Consider the following 21,489-nt stretch of genomic DNA (forward strand, 5'->3'; position numbering starts at 1 on the left):
GTGATCTGGATTAACATTTGGCGTTGAATACAACATGTATAAAAATTATTTCGAACATTAAATAGAAATATATTTTCCAATACAACCACACAAAAAAGAAATCGTATTTCATAAACAGAAAAGTTGAACCGGATCACACCAGAAAGTGACATAAAAAGTGACTAAAATATTTTATTGATTAAATTCAACGAATTAACATTTTGTTTATTTTTTTGATAATCTAAACAAAATAAGAAAAACGGCTAAAAACGTGAGCTACACTGCATTAAACGCGTCATTTTTTATGCAACTCGATAACCATGATGAACATCACAAAAAAAATCACTTTGTCTTTTACACTGCACGCCAACCTATTTATGAATACGTTACCTTTTAATTAAATCGCCTGCTTTTAGTGTTGTTAAAATACGCTAAAGGCAAAATTCTCTTGTTATCTTTTCTCTATTTGCAGAAGGGTTATCACTATGAGTTCAATACATCGCCGTGGAATATTAGGCATTGCGCTACTCTGCTCTGGGTTCAGCGCTTCACTGTATGCGGCAGATCCCTATACGCTCGATGGCAAAGATCTGGCGTTCAGCCGTGAGCAAATTGCCGCCAAAGACCCGCTGTTTTTACAGGCAGAAAGCACGTTGCTGAAAAAAGCGGACGGTGCGTTGAAGCACCCGCTCTATTCGGTGATGGACAAAACGCTGGTAGCCGCCAGCGGCAACAAGCACGACTACTACAGTTTCCCGCCCTACTGGTGGCCAAACCCGGATACCAAAGACGGCCTGCCGTACATCCGCAAAGATGGTCAAACCAACCCGGATGCCAACAGCGACGCCACCGATAAAAACCGCCTGGTGAAGATGAGCAACGACGTCTCCACGCTGGCGCTGGCCTGGTATTTCTCGCATGACGAGCGCTATGCGCAGAAAGCCGCGGCACAGTTGAAAAGCTGGTTCCTCGCGCCTGAAACCCGTATGACACCAAACTTACAGCATGCACAGGCCATTCCTGGCATTAACACGGGCCGTGGCATTGGCATTATCGACAGCCGCGCTCTGGTTGACGTGGTGGATGCCATTGCCCTGCTGCAAGCCTCCGGCACGCTGAGCGATGCCGACGTGACCGAGCTGAAACAGTGGTTTGGTGATTTCTATCACTGGATGACTACCAGTCAGAATGGTTTTGAAGAAGAGAACTGGCACAATAATCACGGCACCTACTTCGATATGCAGGCGGCGACCTTTGCGCTGTTCAGCGGCAAGCAGGAAGAGGCCAAAAAGCGCCTGTATGTCACCCAACTGCGCCGCATTGCCGGGCAGTTTGACGTTGAGGGCCGTCAGATGGCCGAACTGGAGCGCACTCGCCCGTGGCACTACAGCAACTTTAACCTCGACGCGTACAGCCGTCTGGGCGAAAAAGCCGGGGTAGATATCTGGAACTTTACCCTCGACGACCACAGCCTGCGCAAGGGCTATCAATACATCGCGGGGTTTATTAATAGCGATACACCGTGGCCGTGGAAAGACCTCGACAAAATGGATGACAAGAAGGCGCTGCGCAACATCGTCACAGCCGCCCACGCCTGGCCTGACGATGCGCTGTTCCGCGAGAAAGCGCGCTGGCTGCGGGCGAAATATCCCGACGATATCACCACGCTCACGGTACCGCTTACCATGTCTTCAGAGGTCAGGGAAAACCAAAAATGAGACAATTTTCTGGGCTATGGCCAGAGATCGCCGCACGTGCTGTCGGCGAACAGGGCCTGATTGAACAGCTCGTGAAGGATGCACAACCGATGCTTGACGCCGCTGTGTGCATTCCGCAAACCGGGATCGCCAGTTGGAATCTCTACTACTTCTGCCCGCACCACGGGGTACGGCTGACCTGGCAGCCGGACTCACCGCACCACCACGCCTGTCCGGTAGACGGTGAGGTGTTCAGCGGCGAACCGTGGGACGGTGCCTGGTGGCGGGAAATGAACGGCCGTAACGCCAGCGCCTGCCAGCAGTTAGGCCTGCTCTGGCGCCTGACCGGCAACGCCGCCTACCGCGATAAAGTGCGTACCCTGCTGATGGGCTATGCGGATGTCTACCCGGACTACGCGGTACACGGCGATATTCCGCACAATGGTCCCGGTAAAATGAACGCCCAGACGCTGTGTGAAGCCAACTGCATTCTGGATATGGCGCTGGGCTATGACTTTATCGCCGAGAGCCTGACGGCGGCCGAACGTCAGCATATCAGCGAAAACCTGCTGCGCTGCGCTGCGACGTTTTTGTGCGAGCACCGCAGCCCGCAAATCCACAATCACGAGGTCAAAATTGGCGCGGCGCTGGGGGTGCTCGGCTTTGTACTGGAGGACGACAGCCTGCTGGAGTTCGCGGTCAATGCGCCTTACGGCCTGCGCTGGCAGCTTGAGCACGGCCTGTTAGCTGAGGGTCTGTGGTTTGAGGGTTCGGTTCACTATCACTATTACGCGCTTCAGGGGTTCTTTGCCTTTGAGAAGCTGGCGCACGGCACCCGCTGGAGCCTGATTGACGGCCCGTGGTACCCGCAGATGCTGCACTTCCCGCTCGAGCTACTGCTGCCGGACGGCACCTTTCCCCGGCTCAACGATTGCCTCGCCGGGCAGGAGAAGTTGCATCATCGGGATCTGTACGAGTTCGCGTGGTTTATCTGGCGCGACCCGCGCTACGCAGCGGTGCTGCAATTTACCGCCGGAGAGCCTGACGAGCGCGAGACGCTGCTCTGGCGTCACCAACCGCTGCCGGAAACTCATCTGAATCTGATTCCGCAGCAGTCGCTGTACGCGCCCGGTGCCGGGCTCACGCTGTGGCGGCGGCCGCATCAGCAGCAGGCGGTGCTGATTAAGCACAGTCCGTGGGGCGGCGAGCACGATCATTATGACCGCCAGAGCCTGATGCTGTGGCAGCGCGACGGCTGGCTGCTGCCGGACCTCGGCACCACCGGTTACGGGGCCAGGATGCACTATGACTATTACAAAAACAGCGCCACCCATAATACGCTGACGATCAACCAGACCAACCAGCCCCCGGCCAACTCCGACGTGCTCGGCTGGCATATGGGCGAGGAGTATTTGTGGTTGGATACCGAAACCGATTGGGGGAAACCACCACCGCAGCTAAACAGCCACACCCGCGTGGAGTGGGACGTCGAGTCCTGGCGCGATGTGCGTTTTCGTCGCCGTTTGCTGTGGCTGGATGACGTGCTGATTGATCTGTCGACGGTGGAAAACCCGCACCGCCAGCAGCTTGATTGGACGCTGCATCTGGCGGCCGATGCGCTGGACCAGAGCGGGGAACCGCAGCCCTTCTCGCTCAGCGGCCCGCTGCAAGCGATGCGCAACGCGACCGTCACGCCGCTGCATGGCTGTCAGCCGCGCCACTTTTCCCATCAGGGCGAGACCTTTGCGCTGTGGCTGTCTGGCGACGGTGAGCTTTGGCAGGGGCTGGGGGCCGATAATCCGGCGATAGGTGATTTGAGTTATCTGGTGCTGCGTAATCATCTGCCGCAGGCGCGTTTTGTCTGCGTGTGGGATTTGGCGAGGCAGTCGCCGCTGACGGAGGTGAGCGTGCATCATACTGCTGTTGGGACTCAATTGACTATCTGGCGGGGGGAGCGGGTGGCGCATGTGACGCTGTATGAAGATCCTGCGCTGCGGCCTGAGTTCGTGGGGCGAGCCTGATATATGTCAGTTTAGTACGGCGGTTCCGTTCATTTTGCATTGGTGAAAGGTTCCGTTCACTTTATGTTGGGTGGAATATGAAGTTCCATCACCGGTGAACGGGCCAAGGGGTGCGGCCGCGCACCCCTTCGCAATTCCAGCGGGGACTACGCCGTTCCAGTCACATTGGTTTTTGCTGTTAACTAAAAGACCGCACGGTTTTTGGTGGCGTCTAAATCGCCGAAGCGTTTCCCGTAGGCTGGGTCAGCCCACATGGATGTGGGCTGAGGGCGCAGTTTACAGGGATGTAAACTTGTGCCCGACCCGAAGCCGGAGGGAATAAGCTGAGGGAACCACGAAGTGGCGATTTTGCCGCCAGAGCCCGGGGGTGCAGGGGGCGGCGGCGATTGGCCGCCCCTTGCGCGCTCTCTGCGCCAGTGCAATTTATATGGCTAGCGCTGGAAGAGAGCGCAATAGAGTGATAAACCCAAATGGATGCCCCTCTTACCTGATAACCGCCCACAATCATGTGCACGGCAATCAGCGCAAAGAGAAGCGCTACTCAGCCGCCGCTGGCTTCACCCTCACCCCCGCAAACACCATCACCATCGCCGCCACCAACAGCACCCCGCTCACGGTAAACACACCGCTAGCACCATTAAGATCGAACACCAGCCCGCCACCCGCGGCCCCTGCACTAATAGCCAACTGGATAGAGGCCACCATCAGCCCACCAGCACTCTCCGCTTCGTCGGGTACGGTCGTCGCAAGCCAGGTTGACCAACCGACCGGCACCAGCCCAAAGGCAAAGCCCCACAGCGTCACCAGCAGCCCATCCAGCAGTGCCAGATGCCCAAACGCCACCATCAGCAACGCCAGCACGCCCATGCCAAATGGCACCAGCGCCAACGTCAGACGCAGGTTACGTGCCAGCAGATGCCCGGCAATCGAGGTGCCGACAAAGTTAGCCAGACCAAAGCCCAGCAGGATAAGTGAAATCGTCTCTACGCTGGCGCGGCCTACCGTTTCCAGGAATGGACGCAGGTAGGTGAAGAACGCAAAGTGGCCGCTAAAGATAAAGATGGTGGCCAGCAGCCCGCCAATCATTCCCGGACGACGCAGCACGTGCAGCAACGTACGCAGGCTACCGCCGTTTTCCGGACGCATCGACGGCAGCACCCACAGTTGCCACAGCAATGCCAGCACACCCGGCACCACGCAGAGGATAAACACGTTACGCCAGCCAATCAGGCTGCCGAGAAAACTCCCCAGCGGCGCGGCAACAACGGTAGCAATAGAGACACCGGCAAAGATTATCGACAGCGCCTTCGGCACATCGCGCGCGGGTACCAGACGCATAGCAGTCGCCGTCGACATCGCCCAGAAACCACCGATTGCCACCCCAAGCAACAATCGTCCCATCAACAGCACCTGCAACGACGGCGCAAAGGCCACCAACAGGCTGGAGATAATCTGCAAGAACGTGAAGAACATCAGCACCCAACGGCGGTCGATGCTTTTGGTCGCACTGGTAATCAGCAAGCCGGTCACCAGCGCGACCAGCGCCGTGGCGGTCACCGTCTGCCCGGCAACCCCCTCGGTAACACCCAGGCTTGAGGCCATCGGTGTGAGCAGGCTGGCAGGTAAAAACTCGGCGGTAATCAGCCCAAATACCCCAAGGCCCAGTGACCACACGGCGCGCCAGGCGGGTTTGGCAGGGGCGGACGACTCGCTTTCTGCGACGTATGAATTCATCGGTTAATCTCCGGTTATAAAATTGTGATGTGTGTCGCAAAGCATAGAAAGTTACGTCAGGACGATCTATGATGGATAATCTTCATTTTTTGATAATTCGTCCGGAGTTGCGAAAATGGCCCTGAATGCCCCTGATATGATTAGCGAACTGCTGCGCGGCATGCGTCTCTCCGGCGTCAACTATCGCCGCTTTGAAGCCAGTGCCCCATTTGGCGTGTCGTTCGGTAATGTGCCAGGAAAAGCGCAGTTTCATTTTGTCAGCCGTGGGCCGGCGATTTTACGCATGCAGAGCGGCGAGCGCTTTACTTTGAACAGCGGTGACGCGGTGTTTATTCCCAACGGTGAGGGCCATGCCCTGCTCTCTGATGACGCCGCCGCGGTCACGCCCATTACCGATTTTCCCAGCGAGCCTATCTGCAGTGAGGTCTACGATATTCACTGTCAGACCTGCCCGGACGGCGAAAACGTGATTATCTTTACCGGCTGTATGAATTTTGAACTGGGCGGGATGCAGCCACTTATCAAAGCGATGCCGGAAGTGATGATGGTGAGCAGCCTGATGTCATCGCGACCTGAAATACAGGCGCTGCTTTCCGCGATGGAACGTGAATCATTGGGCCGTCAGGTCGGGTTTGCCGGGATTTTAGCGCGTCTGGCGGACGTAGTGGCCGCGCTGATTGTGCGTGGCTGGGTCGAGAGCGGCTGTGGGAAAGCAACCGGCTGGATTCAGGTACTGCGCGACCCGCGTCTGAGCCGGGCGATTTACGCCATGCACCAGCAGCCGGGCGCTAACTGGAGCGTCGCCGATCTTGCCAAAGAGGCGGGAACGTCGCGATCCGTATTTGCCGAACGTTTTCTTTCCGCAACCGGCACCACTCCGGCGAAATACCTCGGCGAGCTGCGGATGCGGCTTGCTATCCAGTATATCGGTCAGGAACAGCAAACGATTGAAACCGTTGCCCTTCGTCTGGGATACGGTTCAGTCGCCGCCTTTAGCCGGGCGTTCAAGCGGGTGGTTGGCCACTCGCCTGGGACATTACGCGAAGCGCTGCCTGTCCCCGAGGAGGTATAGTCTTCTCGCCTACAGGTAGGTCATGGTGATGCAGGCAGGACAAGCGCCATACTTTGCCTATGACCAGGTTATGGCCCGCAAGGACATGAACAACATAACCGCACCATAAGCCAGAAAGAATCTACCGTGAATGGCGTACTCTTTTTCTGGCTGTGCTGGTTGCACTTCACAGCGAATGTCGGTGCAGTCAGGCTTTTTCACACCTCATTTGGCGCTTTTTACACGGGGCAGCGCCCCCCTGCGGAATGAAAATCGCCTTAATCACATCGTAAAAAATATGGCTATTTTTGATATTGAGTTGATTCATTGCATCGCGCTTGATGGCGCTGACTCTTTTTTCCGAGCGCCCTGTAATACGGGTTAATAGCTCTGGCTTCATTCCCATGCTGAGCGACAGCAGAATAAAGAGTTCATTATCTGACAACGAAAAATAGTGCGCCTGTTCTATTTCCTTGCGAGGTTCCCGACTCTGCACATCTATCAGCACGTGGCTCACGTTGTTTTTAATACTATAAACCACCAGCCCGCGGCACTTGCGCAATAAATAGCCAACAATCAGCGGTGAAACGGTCTCCGTGAGTACCATAACGTGCTGGTACAAAAACCGAGCGCTTTCCGCTTTCAGGGCATCAATCGTCTGACGAATATCCAGGTCATTGAGGATGATAATAGAATCTATCGGCGCATTGTTGATTTTATACTGATGCGGTTCTGAAGAAGAAAACCTTAATATTTCCTTAACACCATAATTAAGAAATATATTATCACTATAACTGATAACCTCCATTTCACACCACTCTCACTGGTCTTTTTCACTGCAAAATACTAACCAGCACGAAATATTATTACAACAGCTGTTACCGTCCATTATTGGACTGTTCCCCTGCATCTAAAAATAACGATTTCGGACTCTATTAAAGGATTAGTCTTATTCGATAAAACAAATCAAAAACAATCATTAACATCAGCTATATAATCCAATTTCGGCATGCTATACTCCTTTCATATTACTCACAGAGAAATAATGCATGTCGCAATCAGATGATTTACCTCGTCCATTGCACGCCTTCGAGTTTAGCCAACAAACTAAGCCGCTCAAGGCAATAATGGATTTACATAAAGTACTGGCACCTTTCGGCACAGCATTTACCTTGAATGCCGGCACTAAAATGTTGCTCAGTAACGACAGGGAAACAGCGTTTATTCTATTGGTGACCACCGGATGCTTTTCCGTGAGTCACGCACAGGTTGATTTGCATATGGCGACCGTGTTCGCGCCTACCGTCGTAGGACTCATCGACGGTTACAGCCTATATTACGATGTTCAGGCACGCCCACAGCACTATATTCGTGCAGAAACAGAATGTACCGGATGGATTATTCCGCTGGATCTCTTTGTTGAGAAGTGTGATGAATTTAATTTATGGCATGATATTGCCCGAATTCTGGCACAGCGCGTGATGGTAATGAGCGCCCGTGACAGCGAACTGGTGGGCAACGATGCCTACAGTAAAATTCGTTCACTGCTCATGGAATTATGGCTGTACCCTGAGGATATACGCCTGCAAATCAAGGTTTCGTCATTTATTCAACGCCGCACCAGAATTTCGCGCAGCCGAATCATGGATGTTCTTGCTGAGTTAAAAAAAGGAAATTATATCGAAATGAAATCAGGCGTACTGATTGCTATGGATAAATTACCTGTCGCGTTCTGATATTATTGGAAACGACGTTCTTCGCTAAATAGCCGTTGCGCTTCAGATTTTAACGTTTGGCCGGCAAACGTGTTATCCAAAAATAAATTAATATTGATCAGATTATCGTACATGTCGTCATCAACCCAGATATTTAGCCAGTTTCCCGCCTGGGCGGTGAATGCCAATAACGCCTGCCGGTTGCCGGAATGTTGATATTCCACAATCAATGCCTGTGCACGATCTTTCTTTAACCGCTCGATACCTAACCCTGTCTCATGTAGCGCTAACACCTCGCGGTAATAGCAGTCGGGCTGTTGCTCAAAATCGGTTAAAACGTCCTGCTGGCGCAGCGCCGCTAAAACCGCAAACGCCCACAGACAAACTCCGCCCAATATCAGCGCAGAAAACCAGGGGAGCCGGGAAAACGTCAGTGCACGCGCAGCGTTGTGCTCCGAGCTGGCAAAACTCAGCAATAAAATAAAGGTCAGCCAGTGCGCGGTCGATTGATAAAACGGGTATTCCACTTGGGTATGGAGCAATAAAGGGAGCAAGCAGCACAGCAGCGACAGCCTTGAGCGGGTGGCTCGCCGTAGAAATATCACCCCGCCTGCCCACGCCATCATCACCAGCCCCAGCAGCGCGATAATCCCCCCTTCCACCCACCAGTACAGGATTTCATTATGCGGATGCGGGATGACGCGTATGCCGTTGTCAATCGGCACCGCGCGGTCGGCAATAAAGTGGCTAAAGTGCCAGACATAGCTACCATATCCCCAACCGGACAGGGGATGCTGTGCAATCATGCGAACGGTTTCGTGCAAAATCATCAGCCGCTGCAGCGTGGAGCCTTGATGCCGCGCCAGCGCATCGGCAAGGGAGATGGGCATCATCAGCGCGCCGACATAGACCCCGACCAGCGGCAACCCCAGCAGCGCAACCCGTCGCCAGCCTGGATTTCTACGCCAATAGAGACAGGCCATTCCGCCATACACGCCAAGCGCGCTAAGCCAACCAATGCGGGATTGGATCTCGGTTAATGCGCAGAACATCACCACAATCGCCGCGCTGGCCAGCGCCATACGCCAGGCCTCCAGGCGCGGATTCTGACAGCGAAAAAATGGGGAGCCCATGTTGTATAGCCACACCGCTGCGCCACAGGCCAGAAAAGAACCCGCCACGTTTCGCTGCTGAAACACGCTGATATTTCCCGGTGACGCCGCCAGTACCTGTTGTTCAAACTGCGGAAGTATGACGGGAAGATGCAGCCCCAGCAGGCTGTAGACCGCTTGTATCAGCCCGGCTAGCGCCACCAGATATAGCACTATCTGCCGCTGACGAAGGCTAAAGCGGCAGTTTGTCATCAGTAACAGTAGAAGCACGCCTCCCCACAGCCCGGCGAAGCGCGGCAGTGCCTCAAGCCGCCAATCAGCACCTGGACTCCAGGCCATCGGTACGGTCATCAACAGCGCCCCGAACATTATCCACCGGGTACCCGGTGCCAGAATTACCGTAGTGCGAATCAACGATGACCAACCGCAGCCGAGCATAACCAGTAGGCAAAACCAGACCCACAGCGAGGTCGGCAGTTCGCTGCCAGTTCCGCCCATATTGGGTATCACCAGATGCATCACGACGAGGTAAATCACGGCCAGCATAACCACTAACATAGTGGAAATCGGGTGGGTAACGTCCCTGTTTTGGTTTTCCATCGCCTTACCTCAAGGTCTGCGTGAGTTCGGGCATGACGCGCCCATAATCATTGATAGTTTGCCACTGCACCACGCAGGCACCCGACGCCGGACATTCGCTTTTAGCGGCGGTCGCGAACGGCGCAACCATCCCGGCATTGTCAACCGCGCTGCCGTTCACCCGCAGATTAAACAGCGTGACGTAATAAGGCGTGGGGTTATTTATCTGAATCTGACGCCCCTGCTTTTTCCAGACCAGCTGGCGATAGGCTTCCTCTTCGCGCCCTTTCAGACCTGCCGGGCGATAGAAAAGCTTCATCCGGCTACGAATAGCCACCTGCAGCGAGTTTGGCGGCTGCTTTCCCTGCGTTTCTGGAATGCTGGCCACGCTCAGCCAGAACAGGCTTTCCCGGTCGGCTGGCAGGTCACCGCCGACGCGCATAATGCGCACAATATTGCTATGGCCTGGCAGCAGTGGAAACAGGGGCGGAGTAGTCATAAACGGTACGTCATTACCGGCCCGGCCCTGGGCATTCAGCACTTTCGACAGAACCAGATAACGTTGTTGCGCGGTGTTATTCACCGTAAACGTAATACTCGGTTTGTCGGCATCAAAAATAAAACGGGTACCGTCAACGGTGACGCCCGCATGGGCCGCAAAGCAGCAAGCCAGCAGCGCAAAAACGGCCTTTTTCATTACAGAGTCCCTCGCTATTGCCAGGTCAGCGTAAACGTCGCGGTCGCCTTCGCCGTACCGCTGGTCACGCTGTTCGCCGTCGCAATATAGCGGGCGTAAAAAGTAAACTGATTGTCGGTGAGCGTCGGGTCCAGCGCATAGCGCGCGGAGGCCTGATTCAGCGGCAGACGAGTGTGATCCGCATTTTGCAGTTCGATACCAATCCCCTGTGCCGCGTCGCTGCCGCTGTCGACAGCCAGCAGGGTTTTATCATCGCTACCCGCCGTGCCGCTGAAGGTAAAATCCACGCCCGTAGCGGCCGCACCACACTTTTGCAGGTCGATGACAAAGGCCACCGGCTGCGAGCCGCTACCCTGAGTGGCAAACTGTTTCGCGGAAATGTCGCCCAGCGGCACGGTTTGCGCCTGGGAAGAAGGCGCCACGATGCAGGTATTGTCCTGAATCGTGCCGCTGACGTTAACGGTGCCGTCGTGAGCCTGCGCGCCAGCACAGGCCAGCAGGAGAAACATGAGGTTAGCTTTCATTACTGATAACTCAGGTCAAAGTACATGACCGACGACGCGTTACCGGCGGTCACCGGGATTTTCGTCGCCATATAGCGCAGGTAAAAGGTCAACGTATTATCCCCTTCACTCAGCGCAAAAGGCTTGCTCTGGCTATTGAGCGGAATCTGCCCGCCATCTTTATCCAGCACCTCTACCCCCACGCCGCTCGCCATATTGCCGCCGCCGCTGGTATCGCTCAGCGCCAATAGCGTGGTGTTATCGGTGTCGGCATCGCCGCTGAAGGTAATGGCCCCACCGGCGATTTCCGCCGTGCAGTTATTCAGGGTAATGCTTAACAACGCGTTACCCTGTACGTCACCTACGCTGCTAAAACTGTTGGCGGCAAAATCACCGATGCGGATATTTTTAGTCTGGCTGTTACTGTCCACGTCGCAGCTGCTGGCATAAATTGACCCGGTAATGTTGACCGTGCCGTCATGGGCCATTGCTGCCAGGCTCAGCGTACTCATCAAAAAAAAGACAAAGGCTTTCATCGTCCACTCACTGGTAGGTCACATCGAAATACATCACCGACGAGGCGTTACCGGCGGTGACCGGGATCTTCGTCGCCTGATAGCGCAGGAAAAAGTTCAACGCGTTGTCGTCACCTTCCTGTAGCGTCTGGCTGTCGCTTGCGGTGTTGATGGGCACACTTTTTTTATTACCGTCGAGGATCTCCACGCCGACGCCGGAGGCCATTCCGCCTTTACCGGTGGTGTCGGATAACGCAAGCAGCTTGCTGTTGTCGTTATCCGGCGAACCGCTGAACATCACCGAGGCCCCGGCGATACCGCTGCTGCAGTTAGTCAGCCGAATCACCAGGTTAGCCGTCGATGAAACGTCCCCCACCGCATGAAACGCGTTGCTGCTGAAGTTGCCGATAAAAATGGTTTGTGCCGTGTCCGCAGTATCAACATCACAGGTTGCCGCCACGACGGTGCCGCTCATATCAATTTCCACGCCGTTATCCGAGGCATGGCAGGTTGTCATGAAAAACGCCCATCCTGCCGCCAGCCAGTATTTCTGTTTTCCGCTCATCCTTGTGCCTCAGTTAAAGTCGACCACGATGTAGGCCTGAGCATGGAATACCCCCTGCTGCGGCTTTTTACCGGTAGCGCTGATAGGAAAGACGGTAAACGGCACCGTCGCGGTGTAGTTTTCAAGCTGGAACGGGATAGTGCCGGTGTTAGGGGTAATCACGTTGCCGAGAATATCGGTGAACTGCACGGCGATATCGCTGTTGTCGCTGGCAATCGCCGTCGGTTCGTTGACGTCAGCCTGCCCCTGGAAACGGAAACTCAGGCTCGCCATTTCGCTCACGCCCCCCGAACACTTCACCGGCACCTGTTTGCTTACCGGGGTGAAACCTGAGGGCTTTTGCCCTTTGGTTTTAAAGTTGCCGGAGGAGATCGTGCCAAAGTCGATGGTGATAACCTGATTACTATTCACCTCGCAGCTTTGCGGTACGGTAATCGAGCCACTAAACGAGATGGTATAAACCGGCGTGCCGAACGACGATGTGTTGTTACGGTTGATATAGACGTTAAACAGCCGCGTCTGGGGAATCGTCACGTTGCCAACAAAAGGCTTGGCGATTTTTATCTGCAACGTGATGTCCGAATCCGAGACGGGGAAATTACAGCCCTTAGAAACGCAGCTGTCCTGGCCCATTTTGGCGTAGTTCGCCGGTGCGTAAATATCCCCCGCAACCGCGTCAGTCACCCGCAGCGCCCCTTCGAGATAATCGTTGAGTGACAGGTATTTCCAGTTGCCAGAGGTTTCGACCACGGGGTAATTCGAAACGTAGGAGCGGTAGGTATAGTTGTTCTTGTTAGAACTCACCTTCGGGCAGATCGCGTGCATATTAATATCGCCAGAACGAACCACCTGAGTGGTTTTCCCCGCCACGTTGGTATCCGCCGTCAGCGACGTGGTGACGTCGAAGTTTTCGTTTTGCGTAGACCCAGAAGCATTGGTACAGCTGTCAGATGAGCTGGCAAATGCCGTACTGGCCGCACCCATCAACAGAAAAAAGAACAGAATATTTTTTATCGTTTTCATGACCGTTTCCACATCGTTAATGGCAGGTTTCAGCAAGTCGGTTAAAGGTGTCCATCTGCTCGGCTGAGAGCTGCCAGGCCACGGAGCAGCGCTTATCATCACCCTGCCCCCACTGCACCGTCAGGGTGCCAGACTGCGGTAAACCGGAGAGATAGACCTGCCCGTCATCCCCCACCAGGCTGCTCTGCTGGCTATCGTTCACCGTGACCGTCGAACCAAACGGCACCGGTTTGTGGCTGTGGTTGAGCGTCATCAGCACGCGCGCGCCGATGTGAGCATTAAACTCTGCACGCACCATCGCACCCTGCGTGGGTACCACGTTCACCACCGCGTCATCGATGTCGACGTTTTGCCCCATTGAATTCGTGTCCAACGCCACGCGGTTCTGCCGATAGGTGGTGGCGTAAGGCACTACCGCATAGCCTCGCCAGTCGGTTTTAATGCCGGTGGTGTTTTCCAGAGCAATACCCGCGGCACCCGGCGCTTTCACCAGAATATTGGTATCGCCCAGCGGTTGGCTGAGGGTGACGCCGTTGCGATGCACCACCACGCCGCCGCTCATACCGTAGTTACGCTGGTGATACCCATCGCTGTAGTTGTAGCCGGCCTTCAGGTTGCCGTAGGTGCCCTGATAGCTAAGGCTGGCGTTACCGCTGTCGCCGGTGCCATGGTTGCCGTAGCTCTCCTGCACGTTGTAGCTCAGGTTGTTTTCAGCAAGCAGCGTGCCGTTGACGCCCGCCGTCTGTGAGGTTTTACCGTGACGGTCGGTACTCATGTTGTACGACGCATTCAGGGTATTTGCCGCGTGGTACACATCGGCGTTTCCGCGCCCGGATAGCCATTCGCCAATAGGGAGCGACACGTTAAAGGCGTAAACCTGGTCGGCCTCGCTCTCCCCAGGCGTTCGGTCATAGTTCCAGCTCAAGCCGTAGGAAATGTCATTCCAGCTACCGTTGTAACCCACCTGGATAAGCCGGTCGGTGTCGTCGGTGTGCCAGTAGCTTTGTTCCGAACCGGTGACAAAAAGCGACCCGTTATCGCCTACCGACTGCGAAATGTTGATCTGTACCTTGCCTTTTTTGGTGTAGTAGAGATTGTAAAAATCGGTCCAATCGGGCTTATCCTGCTTGCCGTCATGGTCTTCATCCTGAAAACCGTCGTTACCGGTATAGCCGTCCATATGCTGATAGGTGGTTTCATCAAGGGTATAAAAGCCCTGCGTCGAATAGCGATAGCCCAGCAGTTGGAAGTTGGTGCCGAGCGAGTTCAACGCCTTAGCGTACAGAAAACGTATGGATTGCCCTTCGTGCTGGCTGCCGTCCACCAGCGTACTATTGGCCTGTGTGATATCCGTCGAGACCGCGCCAAAATCGCCCATATTGAGCCCGACACCCAAGGCAAACGCCCGGTAGTCAGACGATACCTGGCTGCCGCCATAGGCGGTGAAGCCCTTTGGCAACCCCCAGATGACGGTCCCCTGGGTAAAGTTGACCTCATCCTGCTGATCGTTGCTGCTGCGGTATTTCCCGGCGGTCAGCGCATATTTCACGCGCCCTTCACGCTGGAGTAACGGCACCGCCGAATACGGCACCGTGTAGCTATTTTCGCTACCGTCTGTCTCCTGAACCGTCACCTGTAAATCACCGCTTGATGAAGTGGGATAAAGATCGTTAATGGCAAACGCCCCCGGCGACACGTAGGTCTGGTAAATGACGTAACCGTTCTGCTTAATGGTCACTTTGGCGTTGCTACGGGCAATACCGCGCACGGTCGGCGCAAAGCCTTTCAGGCTGTCGGGCAGCATATTGTCGTCAGAGACTATCTGCGCGCCGCGAAAGCCGAGCGAGTCAAACACATCTGATGGCGTATAGCTTTCGCCGAGCGTCAACTCGGCTTTTAAAGGAATAATGGTTCGCTCGGCGTAGGTGCTGATATGCTCCCATTCGTTCTGCGAATCCCCCTCGCCGTGGCTGTAGTTCCAGGTCGAATAGTCGCGCAAACGCCAGGCGCCAAGGTTCAGACCACTTTGCAGGTTCAGGTAGTAACTGTCCTGGCTGCTGGTCCCGCCGCTGTTACTGCCGGAAAAGTCATAGTTCAGGGTCATGGCGTTGATTCCCTGATCCCACTGTTCAGGCGGAATATAACCGCGCGCGCTTTGCTTCATCCCTGCCTGCGGGATGCTGACATCCAGCTTCTGGTGTTCAAAATCAAAACGCGTGCTGCCGTCCGGAATGGCGTCAAATGGCACGCACTGGTCCGCCGCAAGCGTTTTTAGCGCCGGGAAGGCGTTCTGGTTAAGCCCCATCGCTTCGAGACGCGTAAGGGTAAAACACGGCGACAGCCCGGTATCGTCCTGGCTTTTTTTATCCGCTTTAAAGTCGACATCTTCGCTGGAAATAAACTGCTGGTTGATATAAATATCAACCCGATATTTCCCCGGGGCCTGTCCATTGCTATTTTCAAAACGCGACAGGTCCGCCACCGCTGAATTATCACCGGAAAGAAACGCGGGGTTAAAATAGCTATCCGCACACGCCGTATAGGGAATAGCGCCTAGCGCCGCCGGCAAAATAAAGGTGTAGCCATACTGTCGGCTGCGCAAAATTCGCGCAATGGACCGCGTGGCATAACGAATGCGATGTGTCATTATTTCGCCGACCTGTCCCACAGATTAGTCCATCACCGCATGCTGTTTAGGCGTATTCGCGCCGTAATCATTCACCGTCTGGAAGCTGATATCACCGTGCGCCGTTGACGGCACAACGAGGCTGCTCTGCCCTAATGGCGGAACCATCGTGGCGGGAAGCGTTGCGCTGCCTTCGGTAAGCTCGACGAGCGTCACGTAATATGGCGTGGGATTTTTTATCGTCAGCTGTGAACCGGTCTGATGAAAACGCAGCTTCGCAGGCGCGTCGGCAGGCGGCATATTTAAGCCTTTCGGGCGGACAAACAGCTTGATGCGGTTCAGGACGGCAATTTGCAGCGTATTTTTATTTTGCGATTCCTTCGTGGCTGCCGGAATGGCTTTGACGTTCATCCAGTACAGGCTTTCGCGGTCTTTGGGCAATGACGCATCCTGGCCGATATACATCACCCGCAGGGTATTTTCTTTTTTCGGTTTAATCACAAACAGCGGCGGCGTCACCACAAAATCGCTGCTCTTTTTGCTATCGGCGTTTTCCACCCACGACTGAATTAAAAAGACGCCCTGGCCGTCGGTATTATTAACCGACAATGAAATTTGCTCGCTGCCCTGAGGATAAATAACCCGCGTGGCACCCAGCGCAATACCGCCGTAGTCGGCAGCCTGGGCAAGCGGCGAAAATAACGGCAGGCTGGCTAACGTCAGCGCCGTCGCCCATAAGCCGGTTCGGGAAAAAATAGACATGAGTTACCTTTTAATAAAATACGCCCGCCGCGGCGGAATAATTACATGTAAGTCAGCGTGAACCAGGTTTGTGCATCCGCCTCACCCGGAGAGACGTTTTCTGCAGTAGCCCGATATTTGGCGACAAAGTTCAGCACGTTGGTGTCATCTTTCAGCGTGGTAAAAAGCTGCGGCGATGTATTAGGGACAATCACACTCCCGCTACTATCAAAGATGCCGATACCCACATGAGCCGCGCTGCCTGCGCCGCTGGTCACCGCCAGTACGGTTGGATCGTTCTCGTCGGTCACACCGTTAAACGCCACGCCGACCTGCTGGCTAATGGTGATGTCACAGTCCTTTAGCACGATGGTGAACGGCTGCGGGTTTCCCCAGGTACCGGTGCCGCTAAACAGGCTGGATCGCACCTGCCCCATGTCCACCGTCTGGGCTTCGCTATTGGTATCCACCGCACAGGCGGCTTCCACCACCGCGCCGGTAAAATGCACGTCGCCGCCGGGTACGGTCACCACATGGTGATTACCCGCCCAGGCGAGCGGTATCAGGGCATTCAGCAACAGCGCCAGACCCGGTTGCGATAGCTTCATCCCTACTCCTCTTCACAAAATTGCCGTCCGTGGCTTAAGCCATTCCTGAAAAGTTACTGGTAGGTAACGTTAAAGGTCGCCGTCGCGTCGACGTTACCGGCGGTCAGCGTACTGGAGGTGCTGACGTAGTCCGCAGAGAAGCTCATGACGTTATCACCGTCGATAAGCGTGGCGGCTTTAGACTCCTTGCCCAGATCCAGCGCCGTACCGTCGGTGTCATAAATCTGCACGCCAACCCCCTGCGCCCCGCCCGCACCGGCCATGTTGTCCAGTACACCGGCGCTACCTTCTGCCGCCGCGCCGTTAAAGGTCACCGTTGCCTCGGTAGATACACTGGTGTCGCAGTCGGTCAGCGTGATGCTGAACGGGGTTTTCTGGTTTGCCGCCGTGCCCGCCACCGGTTGATCACCGAAAGCCGCCAGACGAACCTGACCCATATCAACGGTTTTGTTGACGGAGTCTTGCGAAACGGCACAGGCTGCGTTAACCACCGACCCGGTAAAGTGAACGGAGCCACCGGTCACGGTCGTTGGCCCCGTTGCATCGCTAGAACCGCCCATTGCCATTGCAGACGTCCCTACCATCATTAATGCCAGCGTCAGTCCTTTAACCGTAAAATTTTTCATTCTCATTGCCTTTGGGTTGTAAAATTAATATTTCCCTGATGTTTAAGACAAAATACGGGAACGTTCCCATTTAATAAATTAAATAGTCCGCAAAGTAATTATTGAGTTGGATAATTTTTCTCGCAGCAATCGCTACAAATAATATTCTGTCATCAGATAATCCTCATCCGACGGCGCAGATTATCCACAATACGATTAATGTTTTACAACGCCGTTTTTATCCGATAGTGGACAGTTACTTTTTTTTTCGTTGGTACTTCATTCGAAGCATGTGGCATAACTATCTGTTTTAAATGATAATAACAAAACAAAAATTGTTAAATTTACGTGTCATTACCACCTTGGTGGTATTGATGCAATGAAATGGAATAGCGTTCCAGCGGTAGATAATATTTATTTTTTATACCCCCAAAATAAATCTCCTGGGTACAAAATAACAGTAAATAAAAATGCACTTTTTATTTATAAAAATGTCTGTAGGACATTCATAGGAAAAGGCTTTTTTACTCGTCGTTTTCTTACTCGTTTAGTCGGGTATTACCGCCTGACGAATGAGGGGATGTACAGGGAAAATGGGGAAACGGCCTTCACGCTGGGCAGGAGAAAGGCCGTTTTTTATCGAAAACTTAAAAATAGCTAATGGTGACTTCGCGAAGTTCAGGATGACCGGGTAACGTTCTCTCACTGACGGAGCCAAGCGACTGCATAAAGCGCGAATCACCGGATGTCGGAACCACCATCCGGTGCGTCTGTTTTTCACCGTTTCGGTAGCAGGTGACCTGTAGGGCTTGTCTCTGCGGCACTGCACTGCAAGCACCCTCAACAATGCTTCCGATAAAGTGAATTCTTCCCGATGTGGCTCGGTCCTGAGCCTGAGCCATTGTCGATAACGTTAAAGCGGCCAAGGCCAGACAAACTACGCGTGCTGTATTCATTTTAGACCCCACATCCTGTGAGCAATATCGGCAACGCGGAATTATCGCCCTGCCTCCTTTTAATGCCTGTTTCGCAATGAAAAAGTCATCCTGATAACTATAGTTCTCGCCATTTTTATCGGTATCCGTTATTTGTCGTATTTATCGGTTTTATCCGTAATTTTGCGAGCTGTATCATATTAACTTTAAGAATAACCTCACCATAAAAAGACGATAAAACGGCCATTCTGTAGGTATTCCGGATTGCCAACCCGTCACGATATGTTAGGGTAAGGTTATTATTGTTAATTATCTGAGGGAATATTCGCACACCTTTCTTTATTTCCACCTTTTATCCAAGCGGGAATAACCTGTCGTTTCTGGCTTAACACGCGAAAATAACAAGGTCTTATTATGCAAACTACAACAAAAAGCGCCCTTACGCTTGCCGCACTACTTACCTCTTCTACCCTCTATGCCGCAGACCTCCCCGGCAAAGGCATTACGGTGCATCCAGTACAAAGTCCTCTACCGGAAGAGACGTTTCAAACCGAAATTATCAACCGGGCGCTGAAGCAGCTTGGCTACGATGTCGCGCCTATCGAAGAGGTAGAATACAACGTTGCCTATACCTCAATTGCTTCCGGTGACGCCACGTATATGGCGGTCAACTGGATGCCGCTGCAGCAGGATATGTATCACGCCAGCGGCGGCGATAAGAAATTCTACCGTCAGGGCACCTATATTAGCGGCGCAGCACAGGGTTATTTGATCGATAAAAAAACCGCCGACAAATATCACATTACCGATATTTCACAGTTGAAAGACCCTAAGCTCGCGCAGCTATTTGACGCCAACGGTGACGGCAAAGCGGATTTAGCAGGCTGTAACCCCGGCTGGGTGTGCGGCTCAGTGATTGATACCCAGATTAAGGCTTACGGTCTTGATAAAACGGTGACGCAAAACCAGGGCAACTATGCGGCGATTATCGCCGATACCCTCTCCCGTTATAAGGCCGGAAAGCCGGTGCTTTACTGGACCTGGACGCCGTATTGGGTCAGCGATGAGCTTAAACCGGGGAAGGATGTGGTGTGGCTGACCGTGCCGTTCTCGGCGAATCCGGGCACGCTTAAGGATTTGAATACCGAACTACCAAACGGCAAGAACTACGGTTTTGCCGTGAACAACGAGTACATCGTCGCCAATAAAGAATGGGCGGCAAAAAACCCGGCGGCGGCGAAGCTGTTTGCGGTGGCGAAACTGCCGCTGGCGGACGTGAACGCCCAGAACCAGCTGATGCATACCGGGAAATCAACGCCGGAAGATATTCAAAGCCACGTCGACGGCTGGATTAAGGCCCACCAGGAAACATTTGATGGTTGGATAAAAGAGGCGCTGGCGGCGAAGTAAGCTGCGTTGTGGGAAACCCGGGGTCGGCGTAAACGCCTCGCCCGGGCTACGTCGGATGGTGAGTTTTGCACCATTGTCGCCCGGGCAAGCGCAGCGCCGCCGGGGCGGCACCGCGCCTCAAATCACTCCTTCACACGCGCACGCTTAATGCGGCTCTCTTCGCTGGTTTCAGCCGATTCCACCAGCGCAAAGCTAAAGCTCACTTCGGTATGCGGCTGGTTGATGTTGCGCTCCTGAGAAAGCGCAACGTCGGTGATTTTCACCGGATCGGCAATCAGCTCTTCGCGGGTGGCAAAGGCAAAATCGTCCCACAGGTAGGCATCGCCGTTGAGGTTAATCTGCGTGGTCAGGTGCTTATAGCCCGGTGCCGACACGAAGAAATGAATGTGCGCCGGGCGATTACCGTGACGGCCTAACTGGTTGAGCAGCTTCTGCGTTGGGCCATCCGGCGGGCAGCCGTAGCCGCAAGGCACGATGCTTTGTACCGCGTAGCGCCCATCAGCGCCGGTTTCCACGCGACGACGCAGATGATATTCGCTCTGCGACTGGTCAAAGAACGAGTAGCCGCCCAGCGTGTTCGCGTGCCAGATATCGACAATTGCGCCTGCCACCGGTTTTCCCTCAAGGTCGGTCACCTGCCCGTGCAGCCACATCGGCTCGCCCTGCTCGCTGCCGTCATCCATACGCGCAAACTGCTTGCTGAGCGGTGCGCCCGCCACGTACAGCGGCCCTTCGATGGTGCGCGGCGTGCCAACGTCATTACCGGCGGCGGCCTCTTTTTCATCGGCGCGCATATCCAGATAGTGCTCCAGCCCCAGCCCTGCTGCCAGCAGCGCCGCTTCTTTGCGCTCGCCCAGTTCGTTCAGGTAGTTCACCGCCAGCCAGAACTCTTCGTCGGTGATATCAAATTTGCGGATGGTCTGGCACAGGTCGCTCAGCAACTGATGCATGATAACCTTAAAGCGCTCGTTGCCCTGCTCGGCGTTCAGGCCGCTGCTAATGGCCAGTAAGGATTCCAGTTCGGTCTGTTTTGCGGGATTAACGGACATTGCGTATTCCTCTTCGTAGGGTAAGGGTTGTTGTTTTAATCAATGGCCGACGGGTGTCGGCATAACGGCTGCACGCTGATGTCCATATACGGATACAGCGGCAGCGCGGTTAAGAGGTCGTGGAGTTCCTGGTTATCGGCCACGTCAAAGATGCTGACGTTGGCGTACAGCCCGGCGACGCGCCAGATGTGCAGCCATTTCCCTTCGTGCTGAAGCTGCTGGGCGTAGGCTTTCTCACGGGCCTTGATCGCATCGGCCTCGGCTTTGGGCAACGACGACGGGATATTGACGGTCATTTCAACTTTGAACAGCATCGGGATGTCC

The 21,489-nt window shown here is 54.3% G+C and carries 21 protein-coding genes; 6 read left to right on the forward strand and 15 right to left on the reverse strand.

The window, feature by feature from the left end:
- Positions 1 to 464: 464 nt before the first annotated feature.
- Together MY052_RS13905 and MY052_RS13910 are read left to right on the forward strand one after the other, a co-directional pair.
- Entirely contained in the window at positions 465 to 1,697 is a 1,233-nt protein-coding gene (locus tag MY052_RS13905) for an alginate lyase family protein (RefSeq protein ID WP_248537214.1), read from the forward strand.
- On the forward strand, positions 1,694 to 3,697 hold the full coding sequence (locus MY052_RS13910) for a heparinase II/III domain-containing protein (RefSeq protein WP_248537215.1): 2,004 nt from the start codon (positions 1,694 to 1,696) through the stop codon (positions 3,695 to 3,697). Before MY052_RS13905 ends, MY052_RS13910 begins: the two co-directional genes overlap by 4 nt.
- 537 nt (positions 3,698 to 4,234) lie before the next feature.
- On the opposite strand, the gene MY052_RS13915 is transcribed toward MY052_RS13910, so the two are convergent.
- The gene (locus MY052_RS13915) at positions 4,235 to 5,431 is read right to left on the reverse strand and encodes an MFS transporter (RefSeq protein WP_202215903.1); all 1,197 of its coding nucleotides are present in this window, start codon (positions 5,429 to 5,431) and stop codon (positions 4,235 to 4,237) included.
- Between the two features lie 115 nt (positions 5,432 to 5,546).
- On the opposite strand from MY052_RS13915, the gene MY052_RS13920 reads away from it, so the two are divergent.
- Positions 5,547 to 6,503 carry an AraC family transcriptional regulator gene (locus MY052_RS13920; RefSeq protein WP_248537216.1) on the forward strand — a complete coding sequence of 319 codons (957 nt, stop codon included), beginning with the start codon at positions 5,547 to 5,549 and terminating at the stop codon, positions 6,501 to 6,503.
- 187 nt (positions 6,504 to 6,690) lie between these two features.
- On the opposite strand, the gene MY052_RS13925 is transcribed toward MY052_RS13920, so the two are convergent.
- Positions 6,691 to 7,290 (reverse strand): hypothetical protein, encoded by a 600-nt coding sequence (locus tag MY052_RS13925; RefSeq protein WP_248537217.1) that lies wholly within the window; start codon positions 7,288 to 7,290, stop codon positions 6,691 to 6,693.
- Between the two features lie 241 nt (positions 7,291 to 7,531).
- Here MY052_RS13925 and MY052_RS13930 point away from each other — a divergent pair, with 241 nt between their 5' ends.
- Positions 7,532 to 8,218 carry a helix-turn-helix domain-containing protein gene (locus MY052_RS13930; protein ID WP_035893557.1) on the forward strand — a complete coding sequence of 229 codons (687 nt, stop codon included), beginning with the start codon at positions 7,532 to 7,534 and terminating at the stop codon, positions 8,216 to 8,218.
- Between the two features lie 2 nt (positions 8,219 to 8,220).
- On the opposite strand, the gene MY052_RS13935 is transcribed toward MY052_RS13930, so the two are convergent.
- From MY052_RS13935 to MY052_RS13980, 10 genes are read right to left on the reverse strand one after another with little or no spacing between them, the layout of a single operon-like run.
- Positions 8,221 to 9,909, reverse strand: a complete 1,689-nt coding sequence (locus tag MY052_RS13935) for a PglL family O-oligosaccharyltransferase (protein WP_248537218.1) — start codon at positions 9,907 to 9,909, stop codon at positions 8,221 to 8,223.
- 4 nt (positions 9,910 to 9,913) lie between these two features.
- Positions 9,914 to 10,585, reverse strand: coding sequence for a fimbrial biogenesis chaperone (locus tag MY052_RS13940; protein WP_248537219.1), 672 nt, complete (start codon positions 10,583 to 10,585; stop codon positions 9,914 to 9,916).
- Between the two features lie 14 nt (positions 10,586 to 10,599).
- On the reverse strand, positions 10,600 to 11,109 hold the full coding sequence (locus tag MY052_RS13945) for a fimbrial protein (RefSeq protein WP_248537220.1): 510 nt from the start codon (positions 11,107 to 11,109) through the stop codon (positions 10,600 to 10,602).
- A complete protein-coding gene (locus tag MY052_RS13950; protein ID WP_115074712.1) occupies positions 11,109 to 11,624 on the reverse strand; it encodes a fimbrial protein in 516 nt (171 codons plus the stop codon). The genes MY052_RS13945 and MY052_RS13950 overlap by 1 nt, the downstream gene beginning before the upstream one ends.
- Positions 11,625 to 11,631: 7 nt before the next feature.
- Positions 11,632 to 12,168 carry a fimbrial protein gene (locus MY052_RS13955; RefSeq protein ID WP_248537221.1) on the reverse strand — a complete coding sequence of 179 codons (537 nt, stop codon included), beginning with the start codon at positions 12,166 to 12,168 and terminating at the stop codon, positions 11,632 to 11,634.
- Positions 12,169 to 12,177: 9 nt separating this feature from the next.
- Entirely contained in the window at positions 12,178 to 13,191 is a 1,014-nt protein-coding gene (locus tag MY052_RS13960) for a fimbrial protein (RefSeq protein ID WP_248537222.1), read from the reverse strand.
- 16 nt (positions 13,192 to 13,207) lie between these two features.
- Positions 13,208 to 15,838 carry a fimbrial biogenesis usher protein gene (locus MY052_RS13965; RefSeq protein WP_248537223.1) on the reverse strand — a complete coding sequence of 877 codons (2,631 nt, stop codon included), beginning with the start codon at positions 15,836 to 15,838 and terminating at the stop codon, positions 13,208 to 13,210.
- A gap of 24 nt (positions 15,839 to 15,862) precedes the next feature.
- Entirely contained in the window at positions 15,863 to 16,579 is a 717-nt protein-coding gene (locus MY052_RS13970; protein ID WP_248537224.1) for a fimbria/pilus periplasmic chaperone, read from the reverse strand.
- 41 nt (positions 16,580 to 16,620) lie between these two features.
- Positions 16,621 to 17,166, reverse strand: coding sequence for a fimbrial protein (locus MY052_RS13975; RefSeq protein WP_202215915.1), 546 nt, complete (start codon positions 17,164 to 17,166; stop codon positions 16,621 to 16,623).
- Positions 17,167 to 17,219: 53 nt separating this feature from the next.
- The gene (locus tag MY052_RS13980; protein WP_035893543.1) at positions 17,220 to 17,792 is read right to left on the reverse strand and encodes a fimbrial protein; all 573 of its coding nucleotides are present in this window, start codon (positions 17,790 to 17,792) and stop codon (positions 17,220 to 17,222) included.
- A 358-nt stretch (positions 17,793 to 18,150) separates the two neighbouring features.
- Here MY052_RS13980 and MY052_RS13985 point away from each other — a divergent pair, with 358 nt between their 5' ends.
- Positions 18,151 to 18,432 carry a hypothetical protein gene (locus MY052_RS13985; RefSeq protein WP_248537225.1) on the forward strand — a complete coding sequence of 94 codons (282 nt, stop codon included), beginning with the start codon at positions 18,151 to 18,153 and terminating at the stop codon, positions 18,430 to 18,432.
- Here the strand turns inward: MY052_RS13985 and MY052_RS13990 are convergent.
- Positions 18,419 to 18,595, reverse strand: a complete 177-nt coding sequence (locus MY052_RS13990) for a hypothetical protein (protein WP_248537226.1) — start codon at positions 18,593 to 18,595, stop codon at positions 18,419 to 18,421. The two genes, MY052_RS13985 and MY052_RS13990, sit on opposite strands and share 14 nt — an antisense overlap.
- Positions 18,596 to 19,120: 525 nt before the next feature.
- Between MY052_RS13990 and proX the strand changes: the two genes are divergently transcribed.
- Positions 19,121 to 20,116 (forward strand): glycine betaine/L-proline ABC transporter substrate-binding protein ProX, encoded by a 996-nt coding sequence (gene proX, locus MY052_RS13995; RefSeq protein WP_035893541.1) that lies wholly within the window; start codon positions 19,121 to 19,123, stop codon positions 20,114 to 20,116.
- A gap of 122 nt (positions 20,117 to 20,238) precedes the next feature.
- Here proX and catA read toward each other — a convergent pair whose 3' ends face one another.
- Positions 20,239 to 21,165: a catechol 1,2-dioxygenase gene (catA, locus tag MY052_RS14000; protein ID WP_248537227.1), complete on the reverse strand. Its 927-nt coding sequence runs from the start codon at positions 21,163 to 21,165 to the stop codon at positions 20,239 to 20,241.
- A 35-nt stretch (positions 21,166 to 21,200) separates the two neighbouring features.
- Positions 21,201 to 21,479: a muconolactone Delta-isomerase gene (gene catC, locus MY052_RS14005; RefSeq protein ID WP_035893537.1), complete on the reverse strand. Its 279-nt coding sequence runs from the start codon at positions 21,477 to 21,479 to the stop codon at positions 21,201 to 21,203.
- Positions 21,480 to 21,489: the final 10 nt, after the last annotated feature.

Source organism: Kluyvera ascorbata, assembly GCF_023195735.1.
In the GTDB taxonomy this organism is placed as follows: domain Bacteria; phylum Pseudomonadota; class Gammaproteobacteria; order Enterobacterales; family Enterobacteriaceae; genus Kluyvera; species Kluyvera ascorbata.